Origin of the sequence: Bradyrhizobium diazoefficiens, from assembly GCF_016616235.1 — a bacterium.
Classification (GTDB): Bacteria; Pseudomonadota; Alphaproteobacteria; order Rhizobiales; family Xanthobacteraceae; genus Bradyrhizobium; species Bradyrhizobium diazoefficiens_H.
The window spans coordinates 6,673,892-6,692,531 of record NZ_CP067100.1; the positions used below are offsets into that span (position 1 = coordinate 6,673,892).

Annotated in this window: 15 protein-coding genes and 2 pseudogenes; 8 read left to right on the plus strand and 9 right to left on the minus strand. The window is 57.5% G+C overall.

All coding sequences use genetic code 11. The features are described 5' to 3' along the window. Nucleotides 1-111: 111 nt before the first annotated feature. The 5 genes from JJB99_RS31575 to JJB99_RS31595 all read right to left on the minus strand — a co-directional run bounded on the left by JJB99_RS31575 (nt 112) and on the right by JJB99_RS31595 (nt 5,658). Entirely contained in the window at nt 112-828 is a 717-nt protein-coding gene (locus JJB99_RS31575) for a hypothetical protein (protein WP_200496071.1), read from the minus strand. Between the two features lie 311 nt (nt 829-1,139). Next, on the minus strand, nt 1,140-2,231 hold the full coding sequence (locus tag JJB99_RS31580; protein ID WP_200496072.1) for a uridylate kinase: 1,092 nt from the start codon (nt 2,229-2,231) through the stop codon (nt 1,140-1,142). Between the two features lie 187 nt (nt 2,232-2,418). Next, nucleotides 2,419-2,757 (minus strand): hypothetical protein, encoded by a 339-nt coding sequence (locus JJB99_RS31585; RefSeq protein ID WP_200496073.1) that lies wholly within the window; start codon nt 2,755-2,757, stop codon nt 2,419-2,421. A 380-nt stretch (nt 2,758-3,137) separates the two neighbouring features. Beyond that, complete coding sequence (locus tag JJB99_RS31590) at nt 3,138-4,295, minus strand: dipeptidase (RefSeq protein WP_200496074.1); 1,158 nt, start codon at nt 4,293-4,295, stop codon at nt 3,138-3,140. A 394-nt stretch (nt 4,296-4,689) separates the two neighbouring features. Then, nucleotides 4,690-5,658, minus strand: a complete 969-nt coding sequence (locus JJB99_RS31595; RefSeq protein WP_200496075.1) for an ornithine cyclodeaminase family protein — start codon at nt 5,656-5,658, stop codon at nt 4,690-4,692. A 330-nt stretch (nt 5,659-5,988) separates the two neighbouring features. Between JJB99_RS31595 and JJB99_RS31600 the strand changes: the two genes are divergently transcribed. The 7 genes and pseudogenes from JJB99_RS31600 to JJB99_RS31630 all read left to right on the plus strand — a co-directional run. Further along, entirely contained in the window at nt 5,989-6,165 is a 177-nt protein-coding gene (locus JJB99_RS31600) for an integrase core domain-containing protein (protein WP_200496076.1), read from the plus strand. Nucleotides 6,166-6,260: 95 nt separating this feature from the next. Continuing rightward, nucleotides 6,261-7,269, plus strand: a pseudogene (locus tag JJB99_RS31605) (IS256 family transposase); the annotation flags it as partial. 88 nt (nt 7,270-7,357) lie between these two features. Then, complete coding sequence (gene tnpA, locus JJB99_RS31610) at nt 7,358-7,750, plus strand: IS66-like element accessory protein TnpA (protein ID WP_200496077.1); 393 nt, start codon at nt 7,358-7,360, stop codon at nt 7,748-7,750. Then, nucleotides 7,747-8,094 carry an IS66 family insertion sequence element accessory protein TnpB gene (tnpB, locus tag JJB99_RS31615; protein WP_200496078.1) on the plus strand — a complete coding sequence of 116 codons (348 nt, stop codon included), beginning with the start codon at nt 7,747-7,749 and terminating at the stop codon, nt 8,092-8,094. The genes tnpA and tnpB overlap by 4 nt, the downstream gene beginning before the upstream one ends. 72 nt (nt 8,095-8,166) lie before the next feature. Further along, nucleotides 8,167-9,819: an IS66 family transposase gene (tnpC, locus tag JJB99_RS31620; protein ID WP_200496079.1), complete on the plus strand. Its 1,653-nt coding sequence runs from the start codon at nt 8,167-8,169 to the stop codon at nt 9,817-9,819. Next, nucleotides 9,816-10,067 (plus strand): hypothetical protein, encoded by a 252-nt coding sequence (locus tag JJB99_RS31625; protein WP_200496080.1) that lies wholly within the window; start codon nt 9,816-9,818, stop codon nt 10,065-10,067. The genes tnpC and JJB99_RS31625 overlap by 4 nt, the downstream gene beginning before the upstream one ends. Nucleotides 10,068-10,102: 35 nt before the next feature. Then, nucleotides 10,103-10,365 (plus strand): annotated as a pseudogene (locus JJB99_RS31630) (IS256 family transposase); the annotation flags it as partial. A 94-nt stretch (nt 10,366-10,459) separates the two neighbouring features. Here JJB99_RS31630 and ectB read toward each other — a convergent pair. After that, nucleotides 10,460-11,707: a diaminobutyrate--2-oxoglutarate transaminase gene (gene ectB, locus JJB99_RS31635; protein WP_200500382.1), complete on the minus strand. Its 1,248-nt coding sequence runs from the start codon at nt 11,705-11,707 to the stop codon at nt 10,460-10,462. Nucleotides 11,708-12,562: 855 nt separating this feature from the next. Between ectB and JJB99_RS31640 the strand changes: the two genes are divergently transcribed. Continuing rightward, complete coding sequence (locus JJB99_RS31640; protein ID WP_200496081.1) at nt 12,563-12,709, plus strand: hypothetical protein; 147 nt, start codon at nt 12,563-12,565, stop codon at nt 12,707-12,709. A gap of 436 nt (nt 12,710-13,145) precedes the next feature. Here JJB99_RS31640 and JJB99_RS31645 read toward each other — a convergent pair whose 3' ends face one another. The 3 genes from JJB99_RS31645 to JJB99_RS31655 form a co-directional block, all read right to left on the minus strand. Beyond that, nucleotides 13,146-15,596 (minus strand): CaiB/BaiF CoA transferase family protein, encoded by a 2,451-nt coding sequence (locus JJB99_RS31645; RefSeq protein ID WP_200496082.1) that lies wholly within the window; start codon nt 15,594-15,596, stop codon nt 13,146-13,148. Between the two features lie 510 nt (nt 15,597-16,106). Then, nucleotides 16,107-17,759 carry an acetolactate synthase large subunit gene (locus tag JJB99_RS31650; protein ID WP_200496083.1) on the minus strand — a complete coding sequence of 551 codons (1,653 nt, stop codon included), beginning with the start codon at nt 17,757-17,759 and terminating at the stop codon, nt 16,107-16,109. Nucleotides 17,760-18,158: 399 nt separating this feature from the next. Continuing rightward, on the minus strand, nt 18,159-18,500 hold the full coding sequence (locus JJB99_RS31655; protein WP_200496084.1) for a hypothetical protein: 342 nt from the start codon (nt 18,498-18,500) through the stop codon (nt 18,159-18,161). Nucleotides 18,501-18,640: the final 140 nt, after the last annotated feature.

Sequence of the window (18,640 nt, forward strand, 5' to 3'; positions counted from 1 at the left end):
CGGGGGCGCGGCATTGTTGGCGGGCGGCCATGGCAAACGCTCGCCGATTGTCACCGAATTCCTGCCGCCAGCATTTGCGCGGCTGCGGACCAAGGTTTAGGTACCGCTCGGTCATATGGGTGGAGATCTGGTAGCTGATATCTGCTCTCTTTCATCGTGACGATTAACACGGCTCCTCAACTCCTCGCCGGTTATCCAATTAAGCGAATCGTCGTCCGCAATACCCTCTTCCACCAGCTTTAAAATCGACCCCCCCGGTTCATAATGCGGCATTTCGGAGAGACCCTTATCCAGTAACCAGCTCCCTACGAGCGCACATATGAAGTCAGGAGACCACATGGCAAACGACACGGCGTGTGCTATTCCTGCCTCGATCCTGGTCATACCCTGCCCCCTAAAGTCTCTGCGCACCCAAAAATCCCCGTGGTAAGCTACTTTTCCGGTCATCTTCTTCGCGCTTGGCGCTATGCAAGTGCAACGATCCTGTGGATGTGCATGCACGATGGGGTCAGCGTAAAACGCCTTTAGGGATTGAAGATGTTCCGCAAAGTTGCTGAGCGAAAGGTCATACAGTCGAGCAGCCGATAAAAGCGCGACCTCGTTATTCTTGTCGACGCCAATGATACAATATCCCTCACCTGGTCTAATTAGCGAGCGATCTGGTCGGAAGTTTGGATATGTCGGCGGCTTTGTTGGAGTGGCCCGTGTGATCGAGACATACTCATGAAAATCGAATCCGATCGAAAGCTTGATGCCTTTTTGGGCGGCGGCATCATCATATACTTGAAGAAAGCGTGAGACCTGCAACGGATTAACTAGGTTTTGCATTGCTGCACCTGATGCTATCGTGATGAGCTGAGATAAGCTATCGGCAAGTCAGTAGTTGCTTGTACAGTACACCCATTAATGAGCATCGAGGCACTACCTGATTTGGTGAAGAATATCGCTTCGATATTTGAGGAAGCCGTGTTGGCATGTATCAGCGTTCACCCCTGATCCTCGCTCACACGACGTCGAACTTGACACCCTGGGCGGCTCCTTGAGTAGATCAATAGGTTGGATCAGCAGACCCTGATGAGCAACGAAGCTCTTGAAGCGCCAACTCTTGTTGGCGATACTGTCGATCGATATCGCAGTGATCAGTGAGAGGGTCGAGCAGCCTCCTCCGCAGGGTAAAGAGTCGCATGTACCGTTCGAGCGCAAGAGACGGCAGATTCAAGATCCTCGAATTCGTATGTCCTTTGTCTGCCGCTACTAATCTCAGTTACTAAAACTATGTTCGAAACATACAGAGGCTTGATCCCTTCTCGTACCAACTCATTGAGAGCAAAGTCTACGTCATGGCTTAAATAGATGTCGTATCCTTTATCTTGATCTACCTCGACCCACGTGATGTCGAGCGTGTCGAGGAGGGCTAATGCTACCTGAAGTACAAAAAGACTTTTGAATTTTACCTTTTTAGCTGATCTATCTATCACAACAGTAGCAGCATCTCCTATGCTGCCTACTACTGTTCCGACAATCTCCCGCGGCACCAGCGATTTACACGAGATCACAATTCCACGGGTCGAAGCGTACTCAACGGCTCCAGAGTGAACGACTCGAGCCCCGCGGCGCGCCATACGATTGACACTAGCGTAAGAAATTTTCGGAACGAGCCTCGCTCCATTCACTAGGTACGGGTCTGACGTGTAGATGCCGCACACGTCTGAATAGATTTCACACGAACTACTTCCCACGATGTCAGCCGCCACCACAGCGGTCAAATCCGAACTATTGCGGCCAAGCATTGAGAGGCGCCCGCCCTTATCTACGCCCTGTGCGCCGGCCACTATCACGATCCGGCTAGCCTGCAGAGCAGCACGAAGTGGCGATTTATCAATATTTTCGATGCACGATCGCGTGGCTCCCGAGGATGTTTGGATTCCCAACGAATACCCAAACAGTGATGATACCGGAACCGAATATCTCTTCAACGCAGCCTCAAGTAAGCCGACCGAAACAATCTCCCCTGTCGTGAGGACAGTGCCCAATGCCGCACCTTCGCATCGTTCATTTACAGATAATGCCAGTTCTTTTAATGAATCAGTTGCGCCGTACATTGCACTAACTACGACAACAATTTGATCCGCGTCAGTGACGAGTCTGTCCATTATGTGCGCAGAAACGGACCGGTAGTGGTGCGCTTCACGAAACGAAGAGCCGCCGAACTTCATGATTTTGACTGTCATGACGAAGTCGCCTCGGCTAGGCTTCTAATGAAGCAGCGCTATTGATCTACCGAATATTCGGTGCACAATAAACTAGGCCCACGATGCACGCTACCTACCAGCGCTGAGAGTGTGCCCCATCAACCGTGTCATGCGATTACGAGACGTAACAACCGTGTCATGCGGACCATTTTCGGTCAGCTTGCATTTATCCTGCGGTGGCGAAATTGTCGCTATTTGCTTGGCGTGAGAGCGACGATGAGTGATCCCAAACCCCGTCGGCAGATCCCTCGACGTCATCGTATGAGAGCGTCGTCAGCTTGATTAAGGCGTTCTCGCTGGGATTGGAATCAGGAAAATGTGGGGCGACACCGCCGAAGCTTCGCCGCTTCATGCCGGCGATAGCTGCCTGCGTTGTCCAGAGGGTTCGAGCGAGATGTACGCCGATCGAGCGCTGGAACATTGCCTCGGTGACTTTCTCGATCGGGCGACGGTCCGACGAGATCCGGCTTTGTTGAACAAGGCGTCGATTCGACGGAAGCGACACTTGATGATCACCAACCTCTCGGTCGCCCGCCTTTGCATCCTCCGTCAGGTGTACCCAACGTGAGCCGGTTTTGTCTCAACACTATCGTCCAGGTCAGAATCACCTTCGCCACAGTGACGAGGTACTGAAACTATTCGAAACCAGGTAGTCGTTAAATGCTCGTCACGAACTGTTGCTTCAGCCAAATTCTCCTCGTTCGCAGTGTGCGTCGACTTGCGACGTCATCCTGCAGCTTTCGGAATGGGTGTCCACGAACCGGTTGACTGCTGCCGCATCGCCTCTCCTGTGGGTTGCGGCGTTCGTTGAAGCTGTCGTTCCGGTGAAACAGGCTCCTCAAACTTCCGCTTCGGACCCGCTTGGAGTGTGTCGACGGCCTGCCCTCACCCACACACCTGTCGAAACACCCGAATGAAATTAATGCCGAGAATGCCCCGAATTTGCTCATCACTATACCCGCGCGAAACCAGCCCGCGCGTTATATTTGGAAAGTCGCGATAGTCATCGAAACCCTTCAACGCTTTTGGGTTTGCGAAGCCATCCTTGGAAGTGAACCCCGATGCGAGCAGATTCTCAGCTAGGCGAGCGTTCCCCCACTCGTCAGGCGCAGCAAAGGGAAAGTCCGACCCGATCCCGACATGCTGCCAGCCGACGAGGTCCGATACATAGTCGATATGATCGAGCACATGCTCGACTGTTGGCTGCTCCGCGTGTGTCAAAAAGTTCGGCAGGCAGTATATCCCCATATACCCCCCTTTGTCGGCGATGTACTTTATTTCTTCATCGGTCTTGTTACGGGGCGCTTCACATACCGAACAACAACCGCTGTGCGATGCTACTACTGGCTTTGAGGAGATCTTGCACGCATCAACGGTAGTTGATCGCCCGCAGTGGCTAATGTCAACGATCATACCGATGCCATTCATGTGATCGATGAAAGACTTGCCAAATGATGTTACTCCGCAGTCCGTGCGGTCCATGCAACCTCCGCCGATATAGTTGACCGAATTGTACGTCAACTGAAGCATTCTCATGCCCATGTCATGATATGCCTCCAGGCGAGTAATGTCCTTTCCTAGAGCGTCAGAGCCTTGGCTGCTGATGAAAGATCCAAGTAGCCCTTCCTTCTTCACCTTTGCAAAGTCATCTGCAACGAGGATTTTTCGGAGCCAAGGGAACGAATCAAATTGTTTCTGCAGGAAGGAAAACGAAGCGAGCGCGGAGTTGCTGTCCTTCCACCAGACTTCCTTGCTGGTAACGGTCAGTCCGGACTCCCGCCAAGTCTGCTCAAGTGCAGGAAACCGTCCCTCGAGCGCGAGTCGGACCGGCATCGTCCAGGTTTCCTTAAGTGCTCGCGAAGAATCGCGATGTTCAGCATACTGCGTTTCTAAAACATTGATCATCTCCTCAGTGAAGGCCCGTTTGCCACAGGGGCCCTGATGTGTTGTGTCGACGATGATCGCGTCCCGATGTAGGCGCTGCGCGCGCCGTTCCTCATCTGGATCGAGCGACAAATCGAGAGTTCCGAATACGTCAGACATCGTTCTTTTCTCCTCTATCACAAATTGTCCGTTTTACGTATTTGAGCACCGAACGTGCGGAGCCACTGCCCGTTCGGCTTTGTCGACAGCCGTTCCCGGAGCGCGAGCACCTTTGATCTGGCAAGAAGCGCATTTGTTCCTGGGCTGAATTAGCTGCTCAAGCCTCAAATCCAATTCTCACGCTTGGTTGGATAGCGGTATGCCCAGAGATTTCGATAAGTTCGAGTCCTGATTGGAGCGGCTCGTGCGATCGAGACATGCTTACGAAATTCGACACTATAGAAAGCTTATATCTCTTTCGGGACATGCTGGAAGAGTAAGATGCTGGTGACTCGCTTCATATGACTCTCGTGTTTCTTCAGCCGGGCAACTCATCGCGCCCTTGGCTCTAGCCTCACCGAGGCAGAATCGTTCCTATCCCAAAAGCCCGGGCTTTTCGGATTGCCAATTCCGCGAGCGCCAGATCTGCTATTACGAAGCCTTGAAAGCCGAAAAAAGCCCTTATTCGTGGACGAGGCCGCGACGAACCGGAAGCAAGGTGCACAAGGTCATCTTCATAACTTACGGAGTCGACGCGTCGTTCTGATGCGTCTACCGGCGACTTGGATTGCTCCAAACTGTCTGTAACAAATCTGTCGAACGCGGTGAGCGTCTCCGGCCGCCAACTCCTGCCGCTATCGATAGCCGAGGCAAATGACGAGCGCGGCAGCGATCGAGCGTCCAGAAACGGTTTCAATCCGTGCGAGCTCGGAATCATTGAGACCACGATCTCGCTTTCGCTCAATAGTGCATCAGGATCGTTCGCTATGATCGGGTCGAGCTGTTTTTCGGAGGCAGCAGTCGCAATTCTCTCGGCGGAGCTGACGCTCCGACTTAAGAGATAGACTCTGCGCAGAGACGGGAACAGATCGACAAACGAATCGAGGTGGCTAAGCGCCTGCAAGCCGCAGCCGATCAAACCAATGGTAACGGGTGCCTGAGGTGCGAGATAGACGGCCGCCGCCGTTGATATCGCCGCTGTCCTTATTAGCGTGACGGAGTTCCCATCAAGAACCGCGATGGGTACCCCCGTTTCGTAATCGCTCACAGATACCAAGCCGTTAACTCTCGGCCTGGTTTGATTCCCTTCCACCGGAACGATCGCCACCATTTTCATTGTCCCGAGACCCTTGGCCTCGGATGCCGAACTCATCGACAACAACCACGAGTCCGGGCCGATGTTGATGGCCGACTTTGGCAAGCCGACGTTGCGGCCTTCCGCATTGTCGCGAAAAGCCGCAATAATTGCCTCACGCGCCTCCCGAGGCGAAATTTGCAGATGTTGGATATCGGCATTCGACAGGTAAAGTAGGTCGGCGGACATCGCTGGTCCTTTCTTATGCGGGGAGGCGGAAAACCCGGGCATTGGGATAACAACTGAGCTTCAGTGAGTGTTGCTGGATCCTAGCAGCAACCACCGTGCCAGCTTGCTCCTCGCCCAATAAGTGGCTGACTACGCGTTCAAAAATTGCGGTCAGGGCTGCCGGGTAGGCGTTTTGAATCTGACAAAGATTTGTGGCACCGTCAGAAACCGGACAGTGGTCGCAAATCCGACCGGCAGGAGCGCACTCGCAGCGCTTTTTAGGTCCACTCTCTCGAAACGGGAACTACTCGTTTGGTGGCTTCGGAGGGCGACGCATGGCACCGAGTTCACGTGCAATGCCATGCTGGCACTTCGAGCAAGGGCACAGTCATCGACTGCCACTTCATCGCGCTGAGAAAGCCGATGCAGAACGGCTTCATCGAGAGCTTCACTGGCCGGATGCACGAAGCCATGTTCTCCGATCTCGACGACGCCCGCGCCAAGCTGGCCAATTGGGTCGCCGAGTAGAGCTATGTGGGAAAGTGGGTGATGACGGCATGAGATAGGCGGCGTATCGAGGCGGTGTCGAGCCTGCCAGAATCTCTCAAAGAGAGCGATACGCCATCAACAAGACTAGCAACATTTTCCAGCTTCGTCAGCCCGACGAGATCGATGATCCACTGACCAATATTCTGCGCGCTGGTGCGCGGCAGCTTCTGGCGCAGGCCGTCGAGGTCGAAGTCGAGACATTTCTTGCCGCGGTGAATGATTTGAAGCTTGCCGACGGCCGCGCTCGTGTCGTGCGGCATGGTTAGGGCCGGGCGCGACCGATTGCGACCGGCATCGGCGCGGTCGAGGTGGCGCGGGCGAAGATTCGGGACCGCGGGGCAGCCCATGAAGGCGAGTGGGTCCGGTTCAGCTCGGCGATCCTGCCGCTGTGCGCGCGGCGGAGCAGGAGTCTGGAAGCGCTGTTGCCGGTGCTTTACCTGCGCGGCATTTCGATCGGCAATTTCCAGGAGGCGCTGACGGCCTGCTGAGCAAGGACGCGCCGAACCTGTCGCCGGCGGTGATTTCGCGGCTGACAGCCGAGTGGCAGGGCGAGTATGAACGCTTGGCGGAGGCGCGCTTTGTCGGCGCGGCGGTACGTCTACGTGTGGGCCGCCGGCGTCTTCCTACAGGCCCGCATGGAGGATCACGGCGAATGCATGCTGGTGCTGATCGGCGCGACACCCGAAAGCAAGAAGGAACTGATCGGCTTTCAGGTCGGCGTGCGGGAAAGCGCGCAGAGCTGGCGCGAGCTGCTGATCAACGTCAAGCAGCGCGAGTTGCAGATCGCTCCGCAAATTGCCGTTGGTGACGGTGCGCTCGAGTTGTGGAAGGTGCTAGACGAGATCTTTCCCGGGACGTGGCACCAGCGCTGCTGGGGGCCCAAGGCCGTGAACGTCCTGGACAAAGTCCCGCTCGGTGCAGGCCACCATGAAGGAGGATTTGCACGAGGTCCATTGGGCGCCGAACCGGGCTTCCGCCGAAGTGGCGATCGATGTCTTCACTGAGAAATTCCGCGCCAAGTACGGCCGGGAGGTCGAATGCCTGATGAAGGATCGCGACGCGCTGCTGGCCTTCTATGACTTTCGTCTCCCTCCGGCGACGGCCGCCTTGTGGAGTTCGGCGGCGTTTCTGAGGATGTGACCTTAAGTCTAGCCTTAAGGTCATGTGGCGAATGCAGGTCAAGGTGCTGGGTGCCGAGCGTCGGCGCCGATGGAATTACGACGAGAAGGTTCGTCTGGTTGAGGAGACCTTGCAAGCTGGCGAGACTGTGTGCGGCGTTGCGCGCCGGCATGGAATGGCTCAGAGCCTGCTGTTCACCTGGCGTCGGCAGGCGCGCCAGGGCGGTCTAGGCGGCGAGGCTATGCCGGCTCTTGTTCCCGTCGAGATCACATCCACGCCGGCTCCGGCATCGGCGTGCGCACCGCTGCCGTCATCTTCGCCTCCTGCGCAGCGCGCAAGGGCCGGAATAATCGAGATCGAACTTGGCGGCTGTCGCGTGCGCGTTGACCGTGACGTGGACACCGAGGCGCTGCAGCGGGTCCTTGAGCTCCTGAGGCGGCGATGATCCCGATCCCGAGCGGCGTCCGGGTCTGGATCGCCACTGGCCACACCGACATGCGCCGTGGGATGCAAAGCCTGGCTCTTGCGGTTCAGGAGAGCTTGAAGCGCGATCCTCATGCCGGCGATCTCTATATCTTCCGGGGTCGTCGCGGCGATCTGGTCAAGATCCTCTGGCACGATGGGTTGGGCATGTCGCTCTACGCCAAACGCCTGGACCGCGGCAAGTTCATCTGGCCCTCAGCGTCGGCCGGCGCGGTGTCGATCTCGGCGGCGCAGATGGCCTATATGCTGGAAGGAATCGACTGGAGGAATCCTCAACTAACGTGGCGGCCAGAGAGCGCGGGCTGAGCAAAGAAATTTGCGGGGTGCCGGCCACTTTGGGGAATCACAACGCATCCAATCTGTGATTCACTGCGTCGCATGGATGCTGAGCACGAAGCGATTCCGGATGACATTGCTGCCTTGAAAGAGGCGTTGGCGCTCGAGCGTGCGAAGGCCCTGGAGATCGCGGCAGAACTCGCGGTCGCCCGCGCAAAAGCCTCGGAAGACAGCGCGCTGATCGCGCAGCAGCAGCTTAGGATCGCCAAGCTCGAGCGTCAGATCTACGGACAGCGCTCGGAGCGTTCGTCGCGGTTGATCGACCAGTTGGCGCTAACGTTCGAGGAGCTTCAAGCCGACGCCACCGAGGACGAGCTTGCGGCGGAACGGGCTGTCGCCAAGACGACGACGGTGCGCGGATTTACGCGCCAGCGCGCCGAGCGCCAGACGTTCCCCGAGCATCTCCCACGCGAACGGGTGGTGATCGATCCGCCGACCGCTTGCGAATGCTGCGGCGGCAATCGCCTGCGCAAGCTCGGTGAGGACGTGACCCGGACGCTGGAAACGGTGCTGCGCCAGTGGAAGGTGATCGAGACGGTGCGGGAGAAGTTCTCCTGCCGTGACTGCGAGAAGATCAGCCAGGCGCCAGCGCCATTCCATGCCGTCGCACGAGGATGGGCCGGCCCGAGCCTGTTGGCCATGATCATGTTCGAGAAGTTCGGCCAACATCAGCCGCTGAACCGCCAGGCCGAGCGCTACGCTCTGGAAGGGGTGCCAATCGCGCTGTCGACCATGGCCGACGCCGTGGGATCGGTCTGTACGGCACTCGATCCCTTGCTGCGCCTGGTCGAGGCCCATGTCATGGCGGCCGAGCGTCTTCACGCTGATGATACGACCGTGCCGGTGCTGGCCAAGGGAAAGACCGACACGGGACGGTGCTGGATCTACGTCCGGGACGATCGGCCCTTTGGCGGTGTGGGCCCACCGGCGGCGATGTTCTATTACTCACGCGACCGCAGAGGTGAGCATCCTCGGGCGCATCTGGCGGGGTATGCCGGCATCCTGCAGGCCGACGCCTATGACGGATATAATCAACTCTATCTGGCGGGACGCCATCCCGGACCGATCCGGGAAGCTGCGTGCTGGGTCCATGCGCGGCGCCCGTTCTTCGCCATGGCCGATATCGAAGAGAATGCGCGGCGCAAGGCTGCCGGCAAAAAGGAAATCCCTCTGTCTCCGATCGCGATCGAGGTGGTGCGTCGGATCGATGCGCTGTTTGAGATCGAGCGCTCCGTCAATGGCAAGAGTGCCGAGGAGCGCCTGGAGGTGCGGCAGACGTTGAGCCGACCCCTGGTCGAGGATCTTCAGGTCTATATGCGCGAACAACTCGCCAAGCTCTCCCGGGGCCACGACTTGACCAAGGCGTTCAACTACATTCTGAAGCGCTGGGCGAGCTTCACCCTGTTCCTTGAGGACGGACGTGTGTGCCTCTCCAACAACGCCGCCGAAAGAGGCCTAAGAGGCATCGCTCTTGGCCGTAAATCCTGGCTGTTCTGCGGATCCGATCGCGGGGGACGACGGGCCGCGGCAATGTACAGCCTGATCGTCACCTGCAAAATAAACGGCGTCGACCCGCAAGCCTGGCTTAAAGATATCCTTGCTCGCATCGCCGCCCATCCGGCTCATCGGCTGGACGAATTGCTGCCCTGGAATTGGACGCCACCGACCGCAACGATCTCCGCTCAAGCAGCATGACCACGCACGTCAACAAGGTTCATCACGTCACCACCATTGCCCGTGTGGCCGCGGACCTCGGCGAGGACGAAGACTGGCTGCGGGACGTCGCCAACGAAATGGAGATCGAGGACGGCGTCATCTGGGTCTATGGCGTCGGAGAAGATGGCATCCAAGCGTTCACCGACTTCGGTATCGAAAACCTGATCGAGCTCGTCCGCATGTACAAAGAAAATCCGACCTGGCTCAAGCGCTGGCAGCCAGAATAATCCAATCAGGATGCGGCCTACGCCGGATGCGTACTGACTTTCCTGGCGAGCATTGGGATCACTTGCGCACGACCAATCCCATCAAGAGCGTGTTCGCCACCGTGCGGCACAGGACGGTGCGAACGAAGGGCTCGTTGTCGCCGACCACCGCCATGCTGATGGTGTTCAAGCTGGTGATCGCAGCGTCAAAGGCCTGGCGGCGGCTCAAAGGAACAAATCAGTTGCCCAAGGTCATCGCAGGTGCAAATTTAATGACGGCATCGAGGTCATCCAAGTGCGGGCGAACCGCGCCGCCTGATCACCTCGTCACCCAAAATCCCTCAGCCGATTCGCAGGCGATTGATTGACTCAGCAAACGCTCACATCGGTGAAGGATTTCAGCAGACTGCTAGCTATCTCAGTGTTTCGACCAAAGATTCCTCAAACATCTCAATTCCTTGATTTAATGTCTCATGGTCAATTGTGAGTGCAGGTAAAAATTTTATGACTTGATCGTTGGGTCCGCATCGTACGACGATCAATCCCTTTTCAAATGCTTTGCGTGTCGTAGCCTCTGCTAATTCGACCATTTGGCAATCGAACCCCAATGCCATGCCCCGTCCTCTAACAGCAAAACTATTTCCATGCTCGGATGCAATGGCTTCAAGTCGGCTCCGCATAAGTTCTCCCATGCGCTGAACGCCCTGCGAGAACGTCCGGCTGCGCCAATAAGTATTTATAGCTGCGGTGGCAGATACAAGCGCAAGGTTATTTCCTCGAAACGTGCTGGTGTGTTCCCCTGGTCGCCATGCGTCGACCGCTCGCTTGATCAGCAACAATGATAACGGCAGACCGTAGCCACTCAGCGATTTCGACATTACGACAATATCTGGCGATAACCCTGCGAATTCGAAGCTAAAGAATTCGCCAGTGCGACCGCAGCCCATTTGGATATCGTCAACTATAAAAAGAGCGCCGGCGTCTTTTGCTATGGCTTGAATTGATTGCAACCATTCCTTCCGAGCGACGTTTATACCCCCTTCTCCCTGCACAGTTTCGACAAGAATGGCAGCTGGAAGATCGATGCCACTGCTCTTGTCCAGCAACATTTTTTGTAGGTATTGAGCCGTATCAACGGCGGGCCCAAGATAGCCATCATACGGCATGAAAGTTGCGCCAGACAAGGAAATGCCGCTGGCTGCGCGATGAAAGCGATTGCCGCTCGCTGCAATCGCTCCTAAACTCAGGCCATGATATCCGTGTGTGAATGAAATGATATTTTGACGTCCTGTTACCTTACGTGAGAGCTTCAAGGCTGCCTCGACAGCATTAGCGCCTGTTGGCCCCGTGAATTGGAACCGATATTGCAGCCCCCGTTCCCGCAGTATGACAGAGTTGAAGGTCTCCATAAAATCGAGCTTTGCAGGAGTGGCCATGTCAAGCCCGTGGATTACGGCGTCCGACGCCAGATACTCCGCAATAGCCGCTTTGATCTCATAATTGTTGTGGCCGTAGTTCAGCGCGCCAGCACCAGAGACAAAGTCAATGATCTTTCGACCATCCTCTGTAAACATCGTAGAGCCCCGCGCGCGACTGAAAGAAACCGGAAACGAACGCGAGTATAAGCGGACGTTTGATTCCAGGACTTCGAAGGCCTGCATAATATGAGAATTGCCGATGACTTCACCCATGGTCGTCTCCTTCGCAGGTGGTTCAATGAACAAGCACGCTTGTCTGCGCGTGTCTCCCAAAATGACCCCAGCTCACTTATCTGAGAACCACGGACAACGAACCTACTGAGATTAGTAGTCTTTTATCTAAAGGCTCGTGTGGATCTTGCCATGTAGGCGGGAGTCGTCGATTTCAGAAAACTGAAGCGCCTTTCAGTATTTCGATGAGTTCGGACTGGAGAATCTGGAGGCTTCTGTGGGTCCTTCGCGCGATCTTCCGAGCACTCGCATTCGGACACCATTGAATTCCGATCTTCGGATGGGTTTGCTGAAAGCGCTGTGGGATTGTTCGGCGGCACTTGGCTCTGAGTCCAAGGATGCGAGCTCGCTGATTTTGGGCGTGGCGCTGCCGAAGTGCACCTGTATTTTCATCTAGCGGCGGTTACAGCCTCGGAGAGCGGGAGGCGACACTGAGCTAATCTAGCCAGTTTGCGTGCCCATCTCGCAAAAGAGCCCGCGTCCATTGGTGGTCTATGCCAGAGAGCCTTTTGGCAGCCGATTCAGCGCTTGCGCACCGATCATGATCGCCAACAGCCTCCTCCTCGCCCTCGACGATCAGGGTCGCTTTCACCTCGAGGGATTACCGGCAGAGCGGCGCCGCCAAAATCATGAAACTCGCGAGCCGCAAGCAACAGTGGAGGGCGTGGGCCAGCTAGCATTGCAGTTGCGGTTTTTGTGGGCTTCTAGTTTACGGGCAATGATGATTCGAAGACCGCGAATGCAGGCAGCGTCGATTGAGGAGACACTTGCGCTGTCGGCGGCGTCGCTTCAGGGAGAACTCGGTGGATGCGCGCGCTGAAGCCGCCGGCGATCCCGGCTCCTGGCATCAAGATCGAGAAGTGGACACGCCCGCTGTTCACACAGGAGCGGGTTGCGGTGAATGCCGGCTTCTTCCCAGCAGTGAGCGACGTTCGTCGTACCTCAGAGGGGTAGCGAGAATTTGAGGCGCTCGGGTGTCCGCAATGATCGGCACGAGGGTACAGGCGTTTATGAGTAGGCTCTGGAGCGGCTGGCATCCTTGGTCTCATGATGTATTACGCCTGGGCACGATGGATTGAAGCCGCCCGCAACGGTCGCGATCGAGATCCGACTCTTACGGGGGACAATGCCTCAATCGCAGGGTAGATGCCAGAAGCGGCTGTGCTGGGAAATTATCGCCCGGGAATGGCTGCCGCTCGCCCCCCGTCAAATGGAGACAGATAAGGCCGGCGCCAAAAATTGCCCGAGCCAACCCCGACACTGCCAAAGAGTCATAATCACTGTGCGGAGGTTCTGGAGCCCGGCCGCATGGCCGAGTAAGACGCTCACGGCCACGGCGCAGGAAGCTTACGTGCCAAGCATCTCGCCATCCAAGCCGTGGCGTTGATTGTCAACCTGAAGATGCTTTCTTTTTTTTTGCGAGCTCCCGTTCAGGGAGCATCTCCGCACCAATAATGCCCTCCATCGTCAATTGCGCTATCTCGGCGTCGGAGAGGCCGAGAAGCTCTGATAGGATCTCTCCGTTGTGCTGACCGAGCGTCGGCGCCGCTGTGCGGATCGCATATGGTTCTGCACCTTCGCGAATCGGCATCGAGGGCTGCGGATGCCTCCCTATGAAAGCGCGTTCGACCTCCTGCAGAAATGCCCGCGAGCCGAGATGCCGATCCTGGAGCAGGTCAATTGGCAGGCGGACCACGCCGGCAGCAACTTTTGCGGCCTGCAACTCGGACATGGCTTCGTCCGCGTTCCGGGTGATCGTCCAGGCTGAGATGCCTGCCTCTATGACATCTTGAACTGACCGGCGAGCTTCCGCAGATTTCAGCGAAGCGTCCATCGACCAGTCGGGTCGGCCAATAAGCAGCGCAAGCCTCTGCCACATGCGGGCGTCCGTCGCCGCTACCAGGATCCAGTTGTCCTCACCAGCACATCGGAAGCAGCCGTGCGGCACGAATTGCGGATGGCGATTGCCGTATCTTGTCGGCGGCGTACCGCAGATTGAGTGGACCGTGATCCATGGCGCCGCAAACGGCATCATGCATTCGATCTGCGCAAGGTCAATGAATTGCCCCTCCCCAGTTTTGCGCGCATGAATCAGGGCAACCAGAACTGCAGCGCAGCCGTTCAACCCGCCGACAGCATCCCCAAACGCGATATGGCTCATGACGGGTGGCCCGACGGGGCTTCCGATCACGCTCGGCAATCCCGACCCCTGCTCGAGAGTTGAGCCGTAGGCCCGGCAATCGCGATGGACACTGTTCGCCCCAAAGGCTGACATCGACATCATGACGAGGCGCGGATTGAACGTTCTGAGCACGTCGTAGCCAAGCCCGAGCTTCGGCAACACATCAACAGAATAGTTGTCGACGACAATATCGGCTTCCGCCAAAAGCCGCTTGGCAAGAGCGAGGCCCCGCGGCCGCGTCAGATCGAGTGTGATGCCGCGCTTGTTGCGGTTCATGATGCAGAAGCGCACTGTCTTTTCGTACATCTGGCCGTCGACGTAAGCAGGCCGCCGATCAACACCGCGCCACCAGTCCGGATACTGGATGGCCTCGATCTTGATGACGTCGGCGCCGAGATCAGCGAGGGTGCGCGTACACAACGGGCCAGCCCAGCCCATCGAGAAGTCAATGACGCGAATCCCATGCAACGGCTGCCGATCGGCATCGATGCAGTAGGACGACTCCGGCGCAGCGAAGGACATGTGTGTTCGGGTGTTCGCGAAAGCCCGTTGCTCGCCGGGAGCCGGAACCTTTCCCCCACGGCGCGGCGGTGTCAATGTCAGCCGCAGCATCGATCCAGCGGTGAGGCCATCTTCTTCTTCGCCAAACAGGACCGGTACGATTGCGCCGCGCGCCTTCTTCTCCGGGTCCTCTACCAGATCAGATATTTCGGGTACTTGCACGACCGGGATCTTGCGTTTCAGTCCCTCTGCAAACCACTCACGCGCTGTCCGCGCTTTTAGCCTCGGCACAAACTGTTGTTCGATCTGTTCCATCTGTTTCAGACGATCTTCGCCGCGGGCCAGAGCCGGATCACCACCCAATTCAGACAGGCCGAGCATGTCGCAGAATGCGCGCCATTGTGCCGGCGTTACAACGGTAACGCCGAGCCAACCCTTTCTGGTTTCGTAAATGCCGACGGGAAAGCCTGGCCAGAAGCGGTTAATGCCAATCCGGCGCATCACGTCGCCGCGCGCAAAGGCTTCGAACATGAGATACTCGCTGAGAGCGAGGCTCGATTCGAAAATATTGAGCGACCACGACCGTCCTGCCCTGCCCTGCATTCGTCCAATGGCTGAAGAAGCCGCGGCAATGAACCCCCAAAGCCCAGCGATGAGACCCGTTTGGAAATCCGGTGCGTGCAATGGCGGCCCCTCGACCGGTCCAACCAGCTTGATAAGGCCGGCGAGCGCACGGACGGTCGTGTCGGTTGCGGAAAATCCTGCATAGGGACCTTCGCGGCCGAACCAGCTCGCTTCAACATAGATCAACCCGGGATGCAAGAGGCGGATCGCGGCAATATCAATCGACGGGCAATCTGCTGAATCGACGTCGCAGCCATCGACCAGAACGTCACAATGCTGGATCAATGCCGTTAGCTGCGTGCTCGCGTCTCGGGCGGTGGGATCGATAGTTCTGCTTGATTTATTGAAGTTGAGGAATGCGAACCACGCGCTCTCACCCTTTGGGGTAAGCGGCGCGCTGCGGCGAAGTGGATCGCCGGCTGGCGGCTCGACTTTCTGCACATCGGCGCCGAAATCCGCGAACAACCGCGAGCAATAGCTTGTTGCAGCCGAGCTACCGATCTCGACGACCCGTAGATGCGATAACACTCCCATCGATGGCTCCATTTTCCTGGCCATGCTGATAATTAGCCGCGCAGTGGAAGCCTGGTGTCACCATGAGCGCAGCGCTGCTTAGCATTACGACACACCGTCTTTTGCGACTGGCACGATGTGGCGGTACTGCCACCGAGGGCGGGCGCGCACCATGATCCATCGCAGCGTCTCCGCAGAATCAATGGCGTCGTCGATCTCGAAGATCGAGGTACTCGACAGGATCTTCCGTTACATCAGGCTGACGTGGAAGTTCTGTATAAATCTTGCGGGATGTCGTCTCCTTGGTTCAAACGAACTAAAGCACTAGCTGCGTCGTCGGGCAGCTACCAAATCAAATAGCGCTGCAATTCTCAGGAGATTAGATCACCTGCTTATGGAGGCCGCTCTGCGAACGCTAGAAGCTCCGCAACTAACCCATTGCAAGCTCGCCGAGCTTGCACGAGACGCCGACTTGAAACAAAACATTCTAGGGTCTGAAAGTTGATCCTTGCGATCCTTTTTTGCTTCTCCTCACTCGCGCAAACTCGACGACCGGCTTGGGGGTCCCAGTGCTTTGACCAGCAAGCGGATGTTTTCGGAATAGTCGATCGGCACATCGACAACATGGACGCCGCCGCCCGTGAACGCAGCCTCAAGCGTGGGTACCAGCGCATCGATCGACGCCACCCGCGCTCCCTTAGCGCCGTAGGATTCGGCGTAGCGGACGAAGTCGGGATTGCTAAAGCTTAGTCCGAAATCCGGGAGGTTGTCGACCGCCTGTTTCCAGCGGATCATGCCATAAGCGCCGTCAACGAGAATCAGAACCACGAGATTGAGCTTGAGCCTTACCGCGGTCTCGAGCTCCTGACTGTTCATCATGAAGCCACCATCGCCACAGATCGCCATCACCCGGCGGTCCGGATAGAGCATGGCCGCCGTGATCGCTGAGGGCAGCCCAGCCCCCATCGTCGCGAGTGCATTATCGAGCAGCAGCGTGTTGGCAACATAGGTCCGGTAGTTGCGTGCAAACCAGATCTTGTACATGCCGTTGTCGAGCGCGACGATCCCGGATTCAGGCATGACAGCGCGAATGTCGTGCACGAGCCGCTGCGGCGTGACAGGGAAGCGGCCTTCGGTGTTGCGATCGGCGATACGCCCTAGAATGCCTTCGCGCAACGGCAACAGCGCGTCGGCATTCGGTAGTTTGCCTTCGAGACGGTCGGCTAGCAGTTCGAGACTCGGTCCCAAATCGCCAATGACCTCGGCATGCGGAAAGTAGACCCGCTCGACGTTTGCCGGCGTATAGCCGACGTGCACGACCTTCGGTCCGTTGGGTCCCATGATGAAGGGTGGCTTCTCCACCGTATCATGACCAACGGCGATGATCAGGTCTGTCCGGTCGATCGCCTCATGGACGTAATCGCGCTCCGAGAGGGCGGCCGTACCCATATAGAGGCTGGTACTTCCGGGAGCAGTCCCCTTGCCCATTTGGGTGGTGAAGAAGGGAATGCCGGTGCGCCGCACGAAATCGGCAATGCCGAAAGACTTCGGCCGGCTCGCCGCCGCTCCTAACATGATCAGCGGACGCCTGGCCGCAAGGATCATCTCCGCAGCGCGCTTTAGCGCATCCCGATGCGCCACCGGAATCTCCATAGGATGGATCGGCACCATCGGGACCGGCTCGACCTCCTCGCGAGCGATGTCTTCTGGCAGCTCCAGATGCACCGGCCCTGGCCGCTCCTCCATGGCAAGGCGGAACGCGTCGCGAATGATGGTGGGTATGCTTGAGGCGCTGACAATTTGGCGGGACATTTTGGTCAACGGCTTCATCGACGCGACCACGTCGACGATCTGGAAGCGGGCTTGGCGGCTGCGCATGATCGCCTTCTGGCCGGTGAGCAGTACCATGGGCATCGCACCGAGGTGAGCGTAGGCGGCACCGGTGGTGAAATTGAGGGCACCCGGACCGAGCGTCGACATGCAGACGCCGGCCCGGCCGGTCAGCCGGCCGTGGGTCGCGGCCATGAAGGCGGCCGCCTGCTCATGCCGGGTCAGAACAAGCTCAATGCTCGAGCAACGCAGCGATTCGACAACATCAAGGTTCTCTTCGCCGGGCAGGCCGAATATCCGGTCGACGCCCTCATGCTCCAGCGCCGCAACCAGTAGATCCGAGCCCTTTACCATGTGCCATGCTCCTTTTTTTGGCTCGCGATCTGCGCCTCGCGCCGTCAGTTGACCACGCGCCTGATCACCGACCTCGAAAACTCGGGAGGTGGACGTCTTGCCGCCAAGATCGGGCGCGCGCGTCTTGGACGTGGAAGATCAACTTGATTCAAGGCGAGCAGCGAGATCGATCTTACGGGACCGAGCATCATGTTTGCGGCAGGCAGCAAGGCCAAGGCGTCGGCGACGCCCCTACCGCGAAAGTCTGCGCCGAGTCGGCCTCAAAGATCGGGCCATGCTCGCCAATACCGAGGCTTGGCGACGATGCCGAGATCCCAATAACGGCCGCCATCTGGCCCTACAAGATGTGGTCTAACAGAAGCGTGGTCAGTATGGGACATCGCACCGCGCAGAGTTTCATCACAAACTGCATGGCGGAGGCACCACAATGCGATCGTCCATCGCCACCCGACACTTATGTTCTTGCGCGATCTCGCGGCTGGCTTGGAGGGACAACCAAGTGAGCGCTTTGGGCACATTGACCTTGTGGACGACGATGACCTTGCACCCATTGACAAGTGCACAGTCGAAAGCAAAGCGATCGATGCTGTGCGCCGCGCAAGCGCGTTCATGCCGGAAGAGGCCGCAACCGAATGCGGATGCATCGCAGATACGAGTGAAGGGCTTGATGGCCAAACAGAGTGCTTCGATATTCTCGTGCACCAGCACGAGATCGATACCCTCACACTGACCAGCAGGCACCTCATCTTCAACGGACGCAGATTGGCGATCAGCCAGAACTCCTCGCGCAGGAAAACTTTGAGCGCGCGGAGACCGCCCTCAACCGCGGTTCCCGCGCAACTTGGAATCTGGCCGCCTACGCCTATGTTAATAGTCGATCT